At 71.8% G+C, this 17184-nt stretch carries 17 protein-coding genes; 9 read left to right on the forward strand and 8 right to left on the reverse strand.

The window, feature by feature from the left end; genetic code table 11:
• Positions 1 to 27: 27 nt before the first annotated feature.
• Positions 28 to 1083 (reverse strand): alpha/beta hydrolase, encoded by a 1056-nt coding sequence (locus tag DAA34_RS03035; protein ID WP_106817558.1) that lies wholly within the window; start codon positions 1081 to 1083, stop codon positions 28 to 30.
• A gap of 91 nt (positions 1084 to 1174) precedes the next feature.
• On the opposite strand from DAA34_RS03035, the gene DAA34_RS03040 reads away from it, so the two are divergent.
• The 4 genes from DAA34_RS03040 to DAA34_RS03055 all read left to right on the forward strand — a co-directional run bounded on the left by DAA34_RS03040 (position 1175) and on the right by DAA34_RS03055 (position 5208).
• Positions 1175 to 1960, forward strand: a complete 786-nt coding sequence (locus DAA34_RS03040; protein WP_106817559.1) for a nitrilase-related carbon-nitrogen hydrolase — start codon at positions 1175 to 1177, stop codon at positions 1958 to 1960.
• Complete coding sequence (locus DAA34_RS03045; protein WP_106817560.1) at positions 1957 to 2445, forward strand: GNAT family N-acetyltransferase; 489 nt, start codon at positions 1957 to 1959, stop codon at positions 2443 to 2445. Before DAA34_RS03040 ends, DAA34_RS03045 begins: the two co-directional genes overlap by 4 nt.
• A gap of 95 nt (positions 2446 to 2540) precedes the next feature.
• The gene (locus DAA34_RS03050) at positions 2541 to 3608 is read left to right on the forward strand and encodes a MaoC family dehydratase (protein WP_106817561.1); all 1068 of its coding nucleotides are present in this window, start codon (positions 2541 to 2543) and stop codon (positions 3606 to 3608) included.
• A gap of 202 nt (positions 3609 to 3810) precedes the next feature.
• Entirely contained in the window at positions 3811 to 5208 is a 1398-nt protein-coding gene (locus tag DAA34_RS03055; protein WP_106817562.1) for a serine hydrolase domain-containing protein, read from the forward strand.
• A 352-nt stretch (positions 5209 to 5560) separates the two neighbouring features.
• Here the strand turns inward: DAA34_RS03055 and DAA34_RS03060 are convergent, their stop codons facing one another.
• From DAA34_RS03060 to DAA34_RS03070, 3 genes are read right to left on the reverse strand one after another with little or no spacing between them, the layout of a single operon-like run.
• The gene (locus tag DAA34_RS03060) at positions 5561 to 8113 is read right to left on the reverse strand and encodes a glycoside hydrolase family 65 protein (protein WP_106817563.1); all 2553 of its coding nucleotides are present in this window, start codon (positions 8111 to 8113) and stop codon (positions 5561 to 5563) included.
• Positions 8110 to 8832 carry an HAD family hydrolase gene (locus tag DAA34_RS03065; protein ID WP_106817564.1) on the reverse strand — a complete coding sequence of 241 codons (723 nt, stop codon included), beginning with the start codon at positions 8830 to 8832 and terminating at the stop codon, positions 8110 to 8112. Before DAA34_RS03065 ends, DAA34_RS03060 begins: the two co-directional genes overlap by 4 nt.
• Positions 8833 to 8864: 32 nt before the next feature.
• Positions 8865 to 9644 carry a DedA family protein gene (locus DAA34_RS03070; protein ID WP_106817565.1) on the reverse strand — a complete coding sequence of 260 codons (780 nt, stop codon included), beginning with the start codon at positions 9642 to 9644 and terminating at the stop codon, positions 8865 to 8867.
• A 247-nt stretch (positions 9645 to 9891) separates the two neighbouring features.
• Between DAA34_RS03070 and DAA34_RS12075 the strand changes: the two genes are divergently transcribed.
• The 4 genes from DAA34_RS12075 (at position 9892) to DAA34_RS03095 (ending at position 12560) form a co-directional block, all read left to right on the forward strand.
• Positions 9892 to 10518, forward strand: coding sequence for a DUF6318 family protein (locus DAA34_RS12075; RefSeq protein WP_158707575.1), 627 nt, complete (start codon positions 9892 to 9894; stop codon positions 10516 to 10518).
• 98 nt (positions 10519 to 10616) lie between these two features.
• Positions 10617 to 11369, forward strand: a complete 753-nt coding sequence (locus DAA34_RS03085) for a hypothetical protein (protein WP_158707576.1) — start codon at positions 10617 to 10619, stop codon at positions 11367 to 11369.
• 58 nt (positions 11370 to 11427) lie between these two features.
• Positions 11428 to 11946 (forward strand): hypothetical protein, encoded by a 519-nt coding sequence (locus DAA34_RS03090; protein ID WP_106817569.1) that lies wholly within the window; start codon positions 11428 to 11430, stop codon positions 11944 to 11946.
• Positions 11943 to 12560 carry a phosphoribosylanthranilate isomerase gene (locus tag DAA34_RS03095; RefSeq protein WP_106817570.1) on the forward strand — a complete coding sequence of 206 codons (618 nt, stop codon included), beginning with the start codon at positions 11943 to 11945 and terminating at the stop codon, positions 12558 to 12560. Before DAA34_RS03090 ends, DAA34_RS03095 begins: the two co-directional genes overlap by 4 nt.
• Before the next feature lie 21 nt (positions 12561 to 12581).
• Here DAA34_RS03095 and DAA34_RS03100 read toward each other — a convergent pair whose 3' ends face one another.
• Together DAA34_RS03100 and DAA34_RS03105 are read right to left on the reverse strand one after the other, a co-directional pair.
• Positions 12582 to 13514: an ADP-dependent NAD(P)H-hydrate dehydratase gene (locus DAA34_RS03100; RefSeq protein WP_325027415.1), complete on the reverse strand. Its 933-nt coding sequence runs from the start codon at positions 13512 to 13514 to the stop codon at positions 12582 to 12584.
• Positions 13498 to 14250 carry a histidine phosphatase family protein gene (locus DAA34_RS03105; protein WP_106817571.1) on the reverse strand — a complete coding sequence of 251 codons (753 nt, stop codon included), beginning with the start codon at positions 14248 to 14250 and terminating at the stop codon, positions 13498 to 13500. Before DAA34_RS03105 ends, DAA34_RS03100 begins: the two co-directional genes overlap by 17 nt.
• 221 nt (positions 14251 to 14471) lie before the next feature.
• On the opposite strand from DAA34_RS03105, the gene DAA34_RS03110 reads away from it, so the two are divergent.
• Entirely contained in the window at positions 14472 to 14651 is a 180-nt protein-coding gene (locus DAA34_RS03110; protein ID WP_106817572.1) for a hypothetical protein, read from the forward strand.
• Positions 14652 to 14718: 67 nt separating this feature from the next.
• On the opposite strand, the gene DAA34_RS03115 is transcribed toward DAA34_RS03110, so the two are convergent.
• Positions 14719 to 15342 (reverse strand): superoxide dismutase, encoded by a 624-nt coding sequence (locus tag DAA34_RS03115; protein ID WP_106819737.1) that lies wholly within the window; start codon positions 15340 to 15342, stop codon positions 14719 to 14721.
• Between the two features lie 105 nt (positions 15343 to 15447).
• A complete protein-coding gene (locus DAA34_RS03120; protein WP_106817573.1) occupies positions 15448 to 16671 on the reverse strand; it encodes an ATP-binding protein in 1224 nt (407 codons plus the stop codon).
• Positions 16672 to 17184 lie beyond the last annotated feature (513 nt).

Consider the following 17184-nt stretch of genomic DNA (forward strand, 5'->3'; position numbering starts at 1 on the left):
GCTGTTACCGGTAGCGGGCCCGACGGTTCAGAGTCGACGGCGGATCGCGTCGACGGACTTCTCCAGCGCGGCGACGCTCGTCTTCCCGACGCCGGTCGCGTTGACGTAGCCGTGGATGTGGCGCGGCTCGAGGTCGACCTCGACGTCGTTGCCGGCCTTCTGCGCCCGGCGCCCGTACGCCAGGCCCTCCTCACGCAGGGGGTCGAAGCCGGAGACACCGATGTACGCCGGGCCGAGGTCGCCGAGGTCGTCGGCGAGCAGCGGGGATGCGTGCGGGTCGGTGCGGTCGGCCGCGTCCGGCAGGTACCGAGCGATGTACCACCGCATCTGGTCGCGGGTGAGGAAGTACCCGTCGGCGAAGCGCTCGTACGAGTCGGACTCGTGCGCCATGTCGGTCACGGGGAAGAAGGCGACCTGGAACATCGGCGCGGGCAGGTCCTCGCCCGCCCGCCGCGCGTCGCGGACCCGCATCGCCGTGACGATCGTCAGGTTGCCGCCCGCGCTGTCGCCGCCGAGCAGGACGCGGTCGGGTCCGATGCCCCATCCCGGGGCCTGCTGGACCGCCCAGCGGTAGGCCGCGAGCGCGTCGTCCGGCGCCGCGGGGAAGGGGTGCTCGGGCGCGAGCCGGTAGTCGACCGCGAGCACGGTGATGTTCGCCCGGGCGCAGAGGAAGCGGCACACGGAATCGGCGGACTCGAGCCCGCCGAGGACGAAGCCGCCGCCGTGGAAGTACACGAGGACCGCGCGGCCGGGGCCGTCCTCGCGCGGGTCGTACCGGCGAGCGGGGACCGAGCCCTCGGGCGTGGGGATGCTCAGGTCCTCGACCCGTCCGACCTCGGTGCGCTTGCCGAAGACCCACGCCTCGGCGTCGATCTGCGCGCGAGCCTGCTCGAGCGGGAGCGTCTCGAAGCTCGAGGCGGGGACGGCGTTGAGCAGACGTAGGGCCATGCCGACCTCGGGGTGGACGGTCGTGCCGTGCTCGACGGCGAGATCCCCGGCGATCCGGCGCTGCACCCCCTCGGGCAGGCGGGAGAGGACGGAGAGGACCCCCTTGGAGACGACGTCGAGCGGGGCGTGCTTCACGGTGGCCTCCTCTGCCGCGGGCATCCTTGCCCGTCCCGGCAACCCTAGTGGGGGTCGTCGCCGGCCGGGCGTCGTGCGCCACAGTGGGGGCATGACCATCGTGCGCGTCGCCGCCTGCCAGCTCACCGCGACCGAGGACCCGGGCGCGAACCTCGCCGCGGCGACCGAAGCGATCGGGCGAGCCGCCGACGCCGGGGCGGTGCTCGTCGCCCTCCCCGAGGCCGCGCTCGCCCCCTTCGACGCGCCGCTTCGGGAGCTCGCCCAGCCGCTCGACGGTCCGTTCGCGACCGGGATCCGCGAGGCCGCCCGGGCGCGGGGGGTCACCGTCGTCGTCGGGACGCTCACCCCCGCGGAGTCCGGCGAGCGGGTCCGCAACACGCTCCTGGTCACCGGGCCGGAGGTCGAGGAGCGGTACGACAAGATCCACCTCTTCGACGCCTACGGGTCGCGGGAGTCCGAGCTCGTCGAGCCCGGCGACCGCGTCGTCACCGTCGACGCCCCGACGCCGAGCGGTCCGCTGCGCATCGGCCTCGCCACGTGCTACGACGTCCGCTTCGCCGACCAGTTCACCGCCCTCGGCCGGGCCGGTGCGCAGCTCGTCGTCCTCCCCGCGTCGTGGGGAGAGGGGCCGGGGAAGGCCGAGCAGTGGGACCTGCTCGTCCGCGCCCGCGCCCACGACGCGCAGGCGTGGCTGCTCGCGTGCGACCAGGCGTGGACCCCGCCGCGGGGGAAGGCCGCGCTCGGCATCGGCCGCAGCGCGCTGCTCGACCCCTCCGGCGGCGTGCGCGCCCGGCTCGACCACGCACCCGGCCTCCTCGTCGGCGACATCGACCTCGAGGCCGTCACCGCGACCCGACGCCGCGTCCCCCTCCTGTGACCCACGCGGCGCTCGCGGGCCTCACCGTCCGCGCGTACACGCCCGGTGACGCCGTGGCCACCGCCGAGGTCTTCCGGGCCGCGGTGACGACCACCGCCGCGACGCGCTACTCGCCCGAGCAGATCGCCGCCTGGGTCGGCGGGGTCACCGACCCGGGTGCGTGGGCCAGAGACCGGTCCGCCGCGTGGACCGCCGTCGCCGAGTCCGCCGGTCGTGTCATCGGGTTCGCCGACCTGACGGAGGACGCGGTGCTCGACATGCTTTTCGTCCACCCGAGCGCCGCCCGCCGGGGCGTCGGTCGGCGTCTCGTCGAGACCGTGCTCGCCGAGGCACGACGGAGGGGCCTGCACCGGGTCGACACCCGGGCCAGCCACGTGGCCCGCACGACGTTCGAGCGGACGGGGTTCGTCGTCGACCGCGAGGATGACCGCAACACCGTGAGGGGTGTGCTCGTCCCGAACCTCGCGATGCACGTCGACCTCTGACCGACCCGTGCCGCGAGGCGGGCGTCACGGCGCGCGACCGGTCGTCGGTGGCAGGATCGCCACGGACCCCACCGACGACCAGGAGGCGTGCAGGCGTGTCGACCAAGACCGAGCAGGGCAACTTCTACGAGGACTTCGCGATCGGGCAGGAGATCGTCCACGCGACGCCCCGCACCGTGACCGAGGGCGACGTCGCGCTCTACACGGCGCTCTACGGCTCGCGGTTCGCGCTGTCGTCGGCCGAGACGTTCGCGCGCTCGATGGGGCTGGAGCGGATGCCCGCCGACAGCCTCCTCGCCTTCCACCTCGTCTTCGGCAAGACCGTCCCCGACGTCTCGCTCAACGCCGTCGCGAACCTCGGCTACGCCGGCGGTGTCTTCGGCACGCCCGTCTACCCCGGTGACACGATCACGACGACGTCGACGGTCATCGGTCTCAAGCCGAACAGCAGCGGTAAGAACGGCAACGTCTACGTCCGCTCCGTCGGGCGCAACCAGGACGGCGAGGTCGTCCTCGACTACGTCCGCTGGGTCATGGTCAACCGCCGCGAGCCCGTCGCCCCCGACGCGATCGGCGAGAAGCAGGTCCCGGAGCTGCCGGGCGCGGTGGCGGCGGAGGACCTCGTCGTCCCCTTCGACCTGCCGAACGGCTACGGCGAGGAGCTGCAGCAGCTCGCGGGCAGCCGCCACCTGTGGGACGACTACGAGGTCGGGGAGAAGATCGACCACGTCGACGGCATGACGATCGAGGAGTCCGATCACATGCTCGCCACGCGGCTGTACCAGAACACGGCGAAGGTCCACTTCAACCAGTTCGTCCAGAAGGACACGAAGATCGGCCGGCGCCTCATCTACGGCGGCCACGTCATCAGCCTCGCCCGCGCGCTGTCGTTCAACGGCCTGGCCAACGCCCAGACGATCGCGGCGATCAACGCCGGCACCCATGCGAACCCGACGTTCGCCGGGGACACGATCCACGCGTGGTCGGAGGTGCTCGAGAAGATCGAGCTGCCCGGGCGGACCGACGTCGGCGCGCTGCGGGTCCGGCTCGTCGCGACCAAGGACCTGCCGTGCGCGGACTTCCCCTACAAGGGCGAGGACGGCAAGTACCTCCCGAACGTCGTCCTCGACCTCGACCTCACGGTCCTCATCCCCCGCCGCTGACCACCCCCGCTCTTCCCGCAATTGCGCGCGCAAGTGACATCTGCGCGCCGAATATCGCGCGCAGGCGCACCATTCGGCGCGCAGATTCGCGAGGATCGGGTCGCGCGGCGCGCGAGCGGACGTGATCCGGCCGGGGTCGACAACCGCTGACCGGGTCACGAGGTCTCTGTGCTTCACGTCACAGTCCTCTACGCTCCGGCCCATGCGCCGCACCCTTCGCGTCCTCGGTCGACTCCTCGTCGGCCTGCTCGTCGTCCTCGCCGTCGCGGTTGTCGCCGGGTACTGGTGGCAGCGACCGATGATCCTCACCGGGACCGGGTACGCCGCGCACAACGAGTGCGCCGTTCGGAACCTCGCGGGTCGCGATGACCCCCTGAGCGACCTGCCCGACAACCCGCTCGTCCCCTACCTCGGCTCGCGGGTCCACGGCGCGGTGGGTGAGGAGGGCGCGCACGTGACGGCCTCGATGAAGAACACCGGCCTCGCCGGGCAGGAAGCGTTCTTCACCCCCGGGCTGGGATGCACGCTCGCTCAGGAGGGCGATCCCGGCTTCGCCCCGCGCGTGAGCGACGCGGCCTCCTTCGGCCCCAACCCGCTCGACGGTGCACCGGTGCGACCGCTGACCGGTGCACGGAGTTCCGACCTCGACCGCGCGATCGACACCGCGTTCGGCGACGACCTCGACCCTGCGGAGCAGCAGCGACTCGGCACCCGCGCGGTCGTCGTCGTCAAGGGCGACCGCGTCGTCGCCGAGCGGTACGCCCCCGGCTTCGATGCGGACACCCCGCAGCTCGGGTGGTCGATGAGCAAGAGCGCGACGAACCTCTACGTCGGGCGGCTCGTGCAGGAGGGGAAGGTCGACATCCATGCGGAGGGCATCCGCCCCGAGTGGACCGAGGACAAGGCGTCGATCACCCTCGACGACCTGCTGCGCATGCAGTCGGGTCTGGCGTGGGACGAGACGTACGAGCTCGGCACCCCCATCACCGAGATGCTCTACCGGCAGGACGACATGGGCGACTACGCCGCAGCGCGAGACCTCGCGCACCCCGTCGGCGCCCACCGGCAGTACTCGACCGGCTCGACGCAGCTCGTGTGCGACACCGTCCGGCAGAAGCTCGGGGTGGACGACCGTGACGAGGCCGCCGCGCTGCCCTACCGCTGGCTGCTCGAACCGCTCGGGCTGCGCAGCGCGCGGTGGGAGCCTGACGCGAGCGGGACGACGGCGTGCGGCAGCTACCTGTGGATGACGCCGCGGGACTGGGCGGCGCTCGGCATGTTCGCGCGCGACGACGGGCGCTGGGACGGCAAGCAGCTCCTGCCGAAGGGCTGGATGCGGTCGTCGACGACCGAGGACCCCGCCGAGGGTGAGCCCGAGCCGTACGGATCGACGTGGTGGCTGCGCACCGGCGCCCACCAGCCGCCGTACTTCCGCTCGCTGCCGAAGGACACGTACTGGATGTCGGGTCACGACGGGCAACGCACCGTCGTCGTGCCGAGCGCCGACCTCGTCGTCGTCCGGATGGGGTTCAGCCCGACGTACGCCGACCAGGACCCGCGCGTCGAACAGCTCGTGCGCGCCGCGATCGACGCCACCTGACCCATCGGGCCCGTCGTGCCTCCCGCACCGTGAATCGGCTCGTGGTCATCGGATCCGGTGACCACGAGTCGTTTCGCGTGGCGCGGGCCGATCGCGAGTCGTTTCGCGCGGCAGGAGTCGTTTCGCGCGGCGCGAGCCGGGCGTCCGCGTGGCGATGGCGCAGCCGCCCACGAAATCTGCGCGCCACATGGGGCATCTGCGCGTGAAATATGGCGCGCAGATGTCAATTGCGCGCGCAATTGCGGGAAGAGCGGGGGTGGTCAGCGGCGGGGGATGAGGACCGTGAGGTCGAGGTCGAGGACGACGTTCGGGAGGGACTTGCCGTCCTCGCCCTTGTAGGGGAAGCTGGCTCTTATAAACATCTCCGAGCCCACGAGACGGGCTCCCAACCCGTATGCCGTTCTCTTCTTTGCAAAAAANGGGGTGGGCAGGTCGGGGTGGGTTCCCCGGGGAGGCTGCCGATGCGGCTGGCCGGATGGTCGCTGAACGGCGGGGGCGTGTGGCGCGGGCCCTGGTGCTCGAGCGCCACCGTCACCGGTGCCCCCGGCGCCACCGTCACCATGTCGTCCCGCACCGTGATCTCCACGCCCGGTCCCTCCTCGGCGGTCGCGCTCAGGGCGTCGGCCGACAGGTCGATGCGCAGCCGCGTCCCCCGTACCCGCACCCGGAACGTCAGCCCGTCCCACCCGTCGGGCAGCCGCGGGTCGAAGGTCAGCTTCCCACCGCGGTCCCGCATCCCCCCGAAGCCGTGGACGAGCGCGTTCCAGACCCCGCCGGTCGAGGCGATGTGCACCCCGTCACTCGTGTTCCCGTGAAGGTCGCCCAGGTCGACGAACAGACCCCGGTAGAAGTAGTCGAGCGCGAGCTGCCCGTACCCGACTTCGGCGGCGATGATCGACTGCACGACCGCCGACAGCGTCGAGTCACCCGTCGTGATCGGGTCGTAGTAGTCGAAGTTCCGGCGCTTCTCGTCGAGGGTGAACCGCTCGCCCTGGAGGAACATCGCGAGGACGACGTCGGCCTGCTTGAGCACCTGGAACCGGTAGATGACGAGCGGGTGGTAATGCAGCAGGAGCGGGCGGCGGTCGTCCGGCGTCTCCGAGAGGTTCCACAGCTCCTTGTCGAGGAAGCCGTCGTCCTGGGGGTGGATCTGCAGGTGCTGGTCGTACGGGATCGCCATCCCCGCGGCGCAGCGCCGCCACTCCTCGACCTCGCCCTCCAGCAGTCCCAGCCGCCGGGCGACGCGCCGGTGCACCGCGGGGTCGGACTCCCGGAGCCGGTCGATCGCGTCGGCGGCGTGGACGAAGTTGGCGCGCGCCATGACGTTGGTGAAGAGGTTGTTGTTGACCACGGTCGTGTACTCGTCCGGCCCGGTGACGCCGTGGATGTGGAAGCGCCGGCCCTTGCGGCCATCGCGCCAGAACCCGAGGTCGGCCCACAGCCGGGCGGTCTCGACGAGGATGTCGACGCCCTCGCGGGCGAGGAAGTCGACGTCGCCGGCGACGTCGACGTACTTCGTCAGCGCGTGGGCGATGTCCGCGTCGATGTGGTACTGCGCGGTGCCCGCCGCGTAGTACGCCGAGGCCTCCTCGCCGTTGATCGTCCGCCACGGGAACAGCGCCCCGCGCTGAGACATCTGGGTCGCGCGCTCACGGGCCTTCGGCAGCATCGTCACGCGCGAGCGCAGCGCGTTCCGGGCGACGTCCGGGGCGGTGTGCACGAGGAACGGGATGACGTAGGCCTCCATGTCCCAGAAGTAGTGGCCCTCGTAGCCCGAGCCCGTGACGCCCTTGGCAGCGATCCCCAGCTGGTCGGTGCGTGCCGTCGCCTGGAGGAGCTGGAAGAGGTTCCAGCGGATCGCCTGCTGCAGCTCCGGCTGCCCGGGGACCTCGATGTCGGCGTCGGCCCATGCCCGGTCGAGGAACGTGCGCTGCTCGGCGACGTAGTGGCCCACGCCCTGCACCCGGACCCGGTCGAGGGTGCGGCGGCAACGGTCGAAGAGCTCGCGTACGGGCACGCCGCGGCTCGTGTGGTACGCGACGGCCTTGGTGATCCGTAGCGTCGTGCCGGCGGTGGCGGAGACCCGGACGACGTGCTTGCCCAGGTCGTCCTCGGTGGAGATCCGCTCCTCGGCCTCGTCGGCGGTCTCGACCGTGTGGTCGGCCGCGACGGCGATCGTCATCCCCGACCGGGCCGTCCGGTACCCCAGGGCCATCCGGCCGTCCTCGTGCCAGTGCCCGCGCGGGAGGAGGACGCGCTCCTCGAAGTGGCGGGTCTTGCGCGGGTCGAAGCCCTCACCCATCGCGGCCTGCTCGACGTAGTACTCGTCGCGCCCGTCCTGGCGGTTGAGGATCTGGCTCGAGACGACGACCGGCGCGTCCCCGTCGAGCATCGTCAGCTCGAGCGTCATCACCGCGAGGTGGCGCTCGGTGAACGAGACCATCCGCGCCGTGCGCACCCGCACCCGCTTGCCCGAGGGGGTGCGCCACAGCAGGTCCCGGCGGAGGATCCCCTCGCGCATGTCGAGGACCCGCTCGTACTCGAGGAGATCGGCCGTCGACAGCAGCAGCGGCTCGTCGTCGACGTAGACCTTCATCAGCTTGGAGTCGGGCGCGTGGACGATCGTCTGGCCCGTCGTCGCGAACCCGAAGGCGTCCTCCGCGTGCTGGATGGTCCACGTCTCGTGGAAGCCGTTGACGAAGGTGCCGTGGCTGTGGGCGTCGCGGCCCTCGGCGGGGTTGCCGCGCATGCCGAGGTAGCCGTTGCCGACGGCGAAGATCGTCTCGTCGCGCCCGAGGGTGTCGAGGGAGGGTGCGCGCTCGATGAGGCGCCAGGGGTCGACGGGGAAACGCTCGCGGTCGACCGGGTCGAAGTCCGGGCCGGTGCGGGGGACGGCGGCGTTCACGGGAGGAGCTCGGCCAGGTCGTCGACGACGACGTCCGCGCCGCTCGCGGTGAGCCGGTCCCGGCCCGCACCGCGGTCGACACCGACGACGAGCCCGAAGCCCCCGGCGCGGCCCGCGGCGACACCGGACTCGGCGTCCTCGAGGACGACGCAGCGCCCGACCGGGACGCCCAGGCGCTCTGCGGCGGCGACGAAGGTGTCAGGGGCGGGCTTGCCCGGCAGGTTCTCGCGCCGAGCGACGGCACCGTCGACGACGACGGAGAACCGGTCACGGATGCCTGCCGCGGTCAGGACCGTCTCGGCGTTGGCCGAGCTGGACACGACCGCTAGCGCCGTGCCGTGCTCGCGCAGCGCGTCGAGGAGGCGGAGCGAGCCTGGGTAGGGGTCGACGCCGTCGCGCTCCAGGATGCGGTTGACCTCGTCGTTCTTCCGGTTGCCCAGGCCGCAGACGGTGACGGCGTCGGACGGGTCGGACGGGTCGCCGTGGGGGATCTCGATGCCGCGGGAGGCGAGGAAGGCCGCGACGCCGTCGTACCGGGGCTTGCCGTCGACGTGGGCGAAGTAGTCCTCGTCGGTGTACGGCTCCTGCGCGCCGGGTTCGTCGCGCGTGGCGAGGAAGGAGGTGAACATGTCCGCCCACGCGGCCATGTGAACCTTCGCCGTAGGCGTGAGGACCCCGTCGAGGTCGAAGAGGGCCGCGTCGTGCTCGCTCCAGTCCATGGGCGGAAGCCTACGGTCGCGCGAGCCGCGGATCAGCCGCGTTCGTCGTCGGCGGCCGGGGTGCCGGCGACGGGGCTGGCGGCGGCGCCGTCCGCCTCGGCGCGGGCCTGCCGAGCGGCCTCCTTGCTCGACCGCACGACGGAGGGGACGACGATGACGACGATGAGGGCGATGGAGATGTACGTGCTCCACCGCGCGATCTCGTCGATGAGCCGCTTGGCCGGCTCGCCGATGGCGTACCCGAGGTAGAGGTACACCGCGCGGTTGAGCAGGGCGGCGAGGAGGTCGACGGCGAGGAAGGTGCGCCAGCGCATCTTCGCGGCACCGGCGACGACGATGATCGCGGCCGTCGGAATGAACGGCAGGAACCAGGAGACGAAGACGCCGGGGATCGCCCACCGCTCGGCGATCGCGACGGCGCGGGCGGTGCCCCGGGCGGCGCGCTTGCTCCGGCCGGCCATGACCTCGATGAGGCCGTGGCCCCACAGCCGCCCGGCCCAGAAGTAGATGGCGTCGAACTTCGCGACCTGGAGGGTGGCGACGAGCAGCAGCGCCCACCACCACGGCTGGGAACCATCGCGGATGCCCGCGCCGATGTCGACGAGGGCGATCGAGCTGCCGGTGACGAGGGCGAGGAGGGTCGTGCTCAGGCCGAGGAGGTACGGCCGCAGCGGGATCATCGCCAGGCCGTAGATGCCCATCGCGGCGATGAGGCCCCAGCACCACTTGTCGGCCCGCGTCGGCTCGCCGGACCACGGCAGGTGCGGCTGCGCGCGGGGGGCAGCGGTCGCGCCGGGGGTCTCGTCGCTCACGGGGTCCGAGCCTAGGTGTACCCGGGAGGCTCGGCCCTCGGCGGGCTCACACCGGCCAGCCGTCCCGCACGAAGGTCCCTGCCGGGTGCATCCAGGGGCGTGACCCCTCCCAGGGTGCGCGGCCGCCCCGCCTGTGGACCATCGAGGTGCGGAATCCGAATTCTTCTCTAGGCTCGGAGCCGGACCTCGGGGGAGGTCGCTCCTCCCCCAGCAGCAGGACGACAGTCGACCGAACCGAGGAGCACCCGTGAGCCGACCGAAGCAGATCGCCGCCGTTGCCCTGTCCGTGGCCGGCCTCGCCGCACTTGCCGCGTGTGGCGGCGACGACAGCAGCAGCGGTCTGACCCCCACGTCGTCGACCGCGACGAGCTCCTCGCCGTCCACGACGGGATCCGCCGCGCCGACGAGCAGCTCGACCACCGACAAGACCTCGACGCCGACCGCCACCGGCGCCCGCGCAAACATCCCCGAAGCGGCCATGAAAAACACGAAAGCTGGCGCGGAGGCATTCGTGCGCTACTACAGCGATCAACTTAATTTGGCGTACCGAAAAGGATCACCCGCACCGATTGACGGCCTCGGGACTAAGAACTGCGAGTTTTGCAACTTGTTCATCTCCGAACTACGAGCCATTGAGAAGCGCGGCACACACTACGAGAGCCGCGTTCACGACCTGAAGATCATCGGCACCGGGCCCGCCAAACGTGCGAGCGACATCACTGTCGTGACCGAGATTACGGAGCTCGATTCTCGCCAGGTCTATTCCACGGGAAGGGTCTACAAGGTGGACAAGGGAGAGCCTCCCCTGAGGCTCTTCGAGGTCGTCCGATGGACTGCCGACGGGTGGCGCCTGTTGGAGGTGTCGAAAGCATGAACGTCACAGCCGCAGCTCTCGCCGCCACCTTGCTCTCCTCAGTCGTGCCCGTAGTCGACTTCGACGGAAAAGCCAACGGTAAAGGGACAACCGTTGGCATGTTTACCTCGGAAAGCGTTGCCCAGATTGCGGAGACGTCCGTCACGACCGGGGTGCCTCCGCGGTTGTACTTCGGGGTGGACGGGTGCCGGGGCGAGGTGCCGTGGGAGCGGGGCACCACCACCGAGGACACCTGCCTGAACAAGGACGCCCGCTGCGCAACGCAGACCGGTTGGCGGGAGGTGTGGTCCGTCGCGCCGGGTGCGGACCAGTCGGTCGAGGGCAACTGGCGCGACGAGGGCGTGATCTGCCCCGAGACCCACCTGCCAGAGGACGGGCGCGTCCCCGGCGCCGACGAGATCCGTCGCGCGTTCCACGACACCGACTTCTCCGTGCCGCAGCTGATCCTCGACCCGCCGAAGAACCGAACTCTCGTCACCGTCCCCGTCTACCTGCAGCTCGACTTCCCCGACGCCGGGTTCGAGCCGCAGGAGATCGACACCCCCGACCGGGCCCGCTTCTACGGGTACGACGTCGACATTCGCCCCACCTTCCGCAGCGTCACCTACGACCACGGCGACGGCACCTCCACCGGGCCGACCTCGGACTGGGGTGGTGAGTACCCCGATGGAGGGATCACCCACAAGTACGAGACGAAGGGGCGCTACTCGCTGCGGGCCGACGTCACCTACAGCGGGGAGTTCCGCATCGACGACGGCCCCTGGCACCCCATCCCCGACACGGTCACCATCGACGGCACCGCCGAACCCATGACCGTCCTGACCGCCAAGAACCGGCTCGTCCGACGCTGACGACCCGCGCATCTCGCACCCGGGCGGGGCTCGGCGGGCGCGCGCCTACCCTTGGTCCATGACCACGGGATCAGAGCGCGAGGACGCGGGCGCCACGGCCGCGCTCGGGCCCGGTCCGCTCGCCGACCTCACCCCGCGACAGCGGCGTCACCTGCTGAGCCGCCTGCGCCGGGTCACCCCGACGTCCGGCGGTGGCAGCCGGGACAGCGCACTTGCCGTCGCCGTCATGCTGTGCGCGCTGGCGCTCGTGCCGTGGACCGTCTACCTCGCGTTCGCGCTGCCGAACGCCTACCGCGCGACCGACTGGGGCTCGACGTGGGTCGGGTTCGACGTGCTGTTGTGCGTGATGCTCCTGGCGACCGCGTGGCTGACCCGCCGGCGCCGGCCGATGCTCGTTCCGGTCGCGTTCTCGACGGGGATCCTGCTGTTCGTCGACGCGTGGTTCGACGTCATGCTCGCCGCTCCGGGCGACTTCCGCGGGTCGCTGCTCAGCGCGGTCGTCGTCGAGGTGCCGCTCGGGGCGTTCCTGTCGATGAGTGCCGTGCGCACCCTCCAGCGGTACGTGGCCCTCGCATGAGCACGTCGACGTTCGTCAAGGTGTGCGGCCTGTCCACGCCGGGGGACGTCGAGACCGCGGTGGAGGCCGGGGCCGACGCCGTCGGGTTCGTCGTCAGCGAGGGCAGCCCGCGATCGGTGCCGCGCGAGCGCATCGCCGATCTCGCCCGCCTGGTGCCCGAGGACGTCGTCACCGTGCTCGTCACGGCGACGCTGCCGGTCGACGACGCGGTGACGCTGGTGCGCGACGCGGGCCTGGGGGTGCTCCAGCTCCACGGGCGCCGCTACGACGCCGAGGACTTCGCTCGGGCGCGGGCCGCGGGGGTGCGGACGTGGCGGGCGACCTCCCTCGCGGACGAGCCCGACCTGGCCGTCGGCGCGCTTGGCGAGGAGGTGCTCCTGCTGGACTCCCCCGCGGCGGGCTCGGGCTCGCGGTGGGACCTGTCGACGCTCGCGCAGCCGCCGGTCGGGCGGTGGCTGCTCGCCGGCGGGCTCGACCCGGACAACGTCGCCGACGCGATCGCGACCGCCCGGCCGTGGGGCGTTGACGTCAGCAGCGGGGTCGAGAGCGCCCGCGGGGTGAAGGACCACGGGCTCATCCGGGCGTTCGTCGCGGCCGCGCGCGCCGCGGACTGACCCGGTCGACCGACCCGGCGGTCAGTCGCCGCGGAGGGAGCGCAGGACGAGCGGGAGCTCGGCGGGCAGCTCGCCGGCGAGGTATCCGACCCGTCCGAACCGCAGCGAGAGCGCGTCCCCGGCCGCGGCGTGGAGGTACTTGCCCCAGACGAGGGCCTGCTCGCGGCCGGCTCCCCGACCGAGGAGGCCGAGGACCGCGCCCGCGACGACGTCGCCCGAGCCGGAGGTGCCCAGGCCGGTGTCGCCGACGGGGAGCTCCCACACCCGGTCGCCGGACGCGACGAAGGAGTCGACCCCGACGACGGCGTCGAACCGGCGGGCGGCCTCGACCACGGCGGCCGCGACGTCGTCGACCTCGTCCTCCCCGAGGATCCGGGCGAGCTCGCCGCTGTTCGGGGTGGCGACGAGGTGGCCGGCGAGCGCGGCGCGGGTGTCGTCGTCGGCGTCGGGCAGGACGGTGAGGCCGAAGGCGTCGAGGACGACGGGCGTCTCGCGGGGGATCAGCGGGGCGATCTCGGTGAGCAGCTGCAGGGAGCCCTCGGGGTCGCTCAGACCGGGGCCGACGAGGACGGCGTCACCACGCTCGAGCTCGCGGGCGAGGAGCTCACCGGCACCGCCGCCGGCGACGCACCCGGCGTCGGTCTCGGGCAGCGGGATGACCCCGCTCTCAGGGACGGCGACCGCGACGTGCGGCGCGACCGACCCGGCGACGGCGAGCGTGAGCCGTCCCGCCCCGACCCGCAGCGCGGAGATCCCCGCGAGCATCGCGGCGCCGGGGGTCGTCGCCGAGCCACCGACGACGAGGACGAGGCCGCGGGCGTACTTCGTCCCGTTCGGCTGCGGCAGCGGCCAGGCGCGCAGCAGGTCCGGCGAGACCTGCTGGGAGTCGTCGACGGGGCCGCCCTGCTCGGGCGAGGGAACCTCGGGCTCGGCGACGTCAGACACGCTCGCCACCGACCTCGTCGCTCGCGCCCGGCTGGTCGGTGACCTCGACGCCCTGGTCGCGCAGGTGCTCGTCCATGTTGTAGTCCGTGACGACCCAGCCGGTCGGCGAGTCCTCGTCGCGGCGCAGGCGGCAGATGGCGGCGTTGCGCAGCCCGTTCGTGCGCGACCGCTCGAGGACGGCCTCCTCGTCGAGGCCCTCGGCGACGTAGCAGAACAGGAGGATGACGACGTCGTGCGCGGTGAGCAGGACGCGGTCGTGCTTCTCGGTGTTGGCGAGGTCGGTCAGCACGGAGCGGACGCGGAAGGCGACGTCGGCCCAGGACTCCCCGCCCGGCGGCCGGTAGTAGAACTTGCCGATCCACTCGCGGCGCTCGGCCTCCTCCGGGTACTTCTTGCGGATCCCGGCGGCGGTGAGCTGGTCGGTGATCCCCATGTCGCGGTCGCGCAGCCGCTCGTCGACGCGGAAGTCGAGCTCGACGTCGGCCGTCTCCAGGGCGATCTCGGCGGTCTGTCGGGCGCGGCGGTACGGGCTCGTCCACACGATCTGCGGGCGCTCGTCCTCGGGGAGGTTCGTGATCCATCGGCCGACCGCCGTGGCCTGCTGCCGGCCGGTCTCGGAGAGAACGACGTCGGGGTCGCGCGCCGGGACGTCGATCCGCTCGAGGTTCTCGCGGGCCGCGGACTCGGCCGCGACGTTGCCCTCCGACTGGCCGTGCCGGACGAGGATCAGCTCGGTGAGCGCCATGCCGCCGAGGCTACGACACCGATCTCGGGTGTCATCGTCCTCACCTCTGGTGGATCGTGCGCAGGACGGTCCGTGACACGCGATCGACTTTCGCGCGGTCTTCGTCGGAGACGAAAAGTCCGACCAGACCGGAAGGGATCTCGACGACGATCATCTGCACCTCGTTGCGCCGAGGCGTCGAGGGGGCGCCGCCGAGCTCCGTGGGTATCACGAACCGTGGCGTGCAGGAGGCCCCCTGCCCGGTCGGGTACCGGACGGCCGGAGCCATCGTCGTGCTGGACGACGACGGACCCGGGCTCGCGGGTGACGAGGAGCCCGGGTCCGCCGACGACGTGGACGAGCTGGTCGTGATCGGTTCTCCGGTGGAGTCGGGGCCCGGCGACATCCCGCACCCCCGATGATCAGCGCGGACGCGTCGACGGCCAGACGACGTGCTCTGTTCCCTGTGCGGAGGACCCTGACGGGACGTCAGGGGACGATCAGGCCGGGAGTCTGCGTCGACGCCTTGGTGAAACGCTCCTGCACGTCCACCCAGTTGACGATGTTCCACCACTGCTTGACGAAGGTCGCCTTGTCGTTCTTGTACTGCAGGTAGTACGCGTGCTCCCACATGTCGAGCGCCAGGAGGGGGACCATGCACATCGGCAGGTTGCCCTGGTGGTCGAAGTGCTGGATGACGTAGCAGCGCTGGGCGACCATGTCCCACGCGAGAACGGACCAGCCCGAGCCCTGCACCCCGAGGGCGACGGCCTCGAAGTACGCACGGAACTTGTCGAAGGACCCGAAGTCCTGGTCGAGGCGGGCGGCGAGCTCACCGACCGGCTTGTCCCCGCCGTCGGGCGACATGTTCGCCCAGAAGACCGAGTGGTTGACGTGCCCACCGAGGTGGAACGCGAGGTTCTTCTCCAGGGTCGACAGCGAGCCGAAGGACTCGTTCTCGCGGGCCTCCGCGAGCTGGTCGACCGTCGTGTTGATGCCCTTGACGTAGGTCGCGTGGTGCTTGTCGTGGTGGAGCTCCATGATCTCGCCGGAGATGTAGGGCTCGAGGGCGGCGTAGTCGTAGGGCAGGTCCGGCAGCGAGTAGATGCTCATGAGCCCCACTCAACCCTTGTTGCAACACAGTTGCAACAGGGAGCGGGTCCCCTCACCCCCGAGAACGGGGTCGAGCCCACCGACCCGCGCGGTACCCGATCCACATCAGGCGCGGTCGCGGAGGTAGCGGCCGAAGTGGGGGACGGTGAAGGCGATGCGGCCGCGCTCCGTGCTGTAGACGAGACCCTTCTTCAGCAAGGCGTCCCGCGCGGGTGAGAGCGACTGCGGCTTCTTGCCCAGGTGCGCCGCGACGTCGGCGGTCGGGACGGACTCGACGGTGTCGGGCGACGGCGACTCGGTCGGCCCCTCGGCGGCGGCCGTTGCCGCGACGTCGGCCATCGCCCGCAGGTACTCCCGCTCCCCCGGCGTCGCTCGCTCGTACCGGCTGCCGAAGAAGCCGACGGCGAGCTCGGCCTCGGCCTCGGGGGCCGCGACCCGCACGTCCTCGGCGGTGATCGGTGATGCGGGCGCCTTGTCCCACACCGCCTTCCCGTACGCCTGGAGGAAGTAGGGGTAGCCACCCGTCGCGACGAACAGCGCGTCGAGCGCGTCGGCCTCGTACTCGGCCTCCTCCTCGGCGGCCGGGGCGGTGAGGGCGAGCTCGGCGGCGGGCCGGTCGAGCCGGTCAATCCGCTGGTACCGGAACAGTCGCTCGCTGTAGCTCTTGCTCGCCGACAGGACCGTGGGCAGGTGCGGCAGACCGGCCCCGACGACGATGACCGGCAGTCCCGACTGGCTCATCTCGTGGCACGCGGCGCACAGCGCGGACACGTCCGCGGGGCCGAGGTCCTGCATCTCGTCGATGAAGATCGCGACGCCGCGGCCGAGGTCGGCGGCCAGTCCCCCGACCTCGGTGAACAGCTCGACGAGGTCGATCTCGATGTCGCCGGAGTCGGCGCGACCGGTGACGGCGGGGGCGTCGATGCCGGGGTTCCACTGGTCACGCAGCTTCGTCCCGGGCGCGGAGTCGCGCTGGGCGAACGCCTTGACGACGCCAAGGACGTGGGTGGCCTCGTCAGACCGGGCGTGCCCGAGCTCGCGGATCGCCTGGTGGAGAGCGCTGCTCAGCGGGCGACGGAGGGTCTGGTCGGGGCGCGCCTCGATCTTCCCGGTGCCCCAGCGGGCGCGGACGGCCTGGCTGCGCAGCGCGTTGAGCAGGACGGTCTTGCCGACGCCGCGCAGCCCGGTGAGGACGATCGAGCGCTCGGGGCGGCCGCGGGCGACGCGCTCGAGGACGACGTCGAAGGCGCGCAGCTGGTCGTCACGGCCGGCGAGCTCTGGGGGTCGCTGGCCGGCGCCGGGGGCGTAGGGGTTCCGGATCGGGTCCACGATCGGAGGCTATCCGGGTTTCTACCGACAGCATCATACATCGCTAGCGAGTCACATCAGGCGACTCTGCCGGGATTCAGTCGTCCACAGGCCTTCGTTCATCCGTCGGTTGTCCACCCGCGAGCCCCGTCACGGCGCGATGTCAGTCCTCGAACATATGTTCGTCTCATGGCGATCGCACCGGTGACTGGTCACGCGCAGGGGGTTCCTGCGGGTGGGTTGTGTGGTGCGGTGCACGCGGGCCTGGACGAGCTGGAGCGGGCGTTGGACGCGCTGGCGGGTGTGTCGGGGGTGGGTGCGGGTGAGCTGGCCGCGGCGATGCGGGAGCTGACGCGTCTGGTGAACCGGGCGCAGGCGTTGCACGACAAGGGCGCGGCGCTGGCGGGCGCGGCGGGGGGGGGGCCCGGGGGCGCCGGACGACCAGGACCGCCGGGGGGGGGGGGACCGGGGGCGGCTCCCCGGCCCCTATACCACACCTGCGCCGCCGCCCAATAAAGAAGATGAAGCGCTGGG

Origin of the sequence: Janibacter massiliensis, from assembly GCF_900289115.1 — a bacterium.
Lineage (GTDB): Bacteria > Actinomycetota > Actinomycetes > Actinomycetales > Dermatophilaceae > Janibacter_A > Janibacter_A massiliensis.

What these genes read in the sequence shown, in the direction of transcription:
- DAA34_RS03095 (WP_106817570.1), top strand. Translation starts at nt 11,943, where the DNA reads ATGAGCACGTCGACGTTCGTCAAGGTGTGCGGCCTGTCCACGCCGGGG.
- DAA34_RS03105 (WP_106817571.1), bottom strand. Translation starts at nt 14,250, where the DNA reads ATGGCGCTCACCGAGCTGATCCTCGTCCGGCACGGCCAGTCGGAGGGC.
- DAA34_RS03085 (WP_158707576.1), top strand. Translation starts at nt 10,617, where the DNA reads ATGTTTACCTCGGAAAGCGTTGCCCAGATTGCGGAGACGTCCGTCACG.
- DAA34_RS03065 (WP_106817564.1), bottom strand. Translation starts at nt 8,832, where the DNA reads ATGGACTGGAGCGAGCACGACGCGGCCCTCTTCGACCTCGACGGGGTC.
- DAA34_RS03055 (WP_106817562.1), top strand. Translation starts at nt 3,811, where the DNA reads ATGCGCCGCACCCTTCGCGTCCTCGGTCGACTCCTCGTCGGCCTGCTC.
- DAA34_RS03090 (WP_106817569.1), top strand. Translation starts at nt 11,428, where the DNA reads ATGACCACGGGATCAGAGCGCGAGGACGCGGGCGCCACGGCCGCGCTC.
- DAA34_RS03040 (WP_106817559.1), top strand. Translation starts at nt 1,175, where the DNA reads ATGACCATCGTGCGCGTCGCCGCCTGCCAGCTCACCGCGACCGAGGAC.
- DAA34_RS03115 (WP_106819737.1), bottom strand. Translation starts at nt 15,342, where the DNA reads ATGAGCATCTACTCGCTGCCGGACCTGCCCTACGACTACGCCGCCCTC.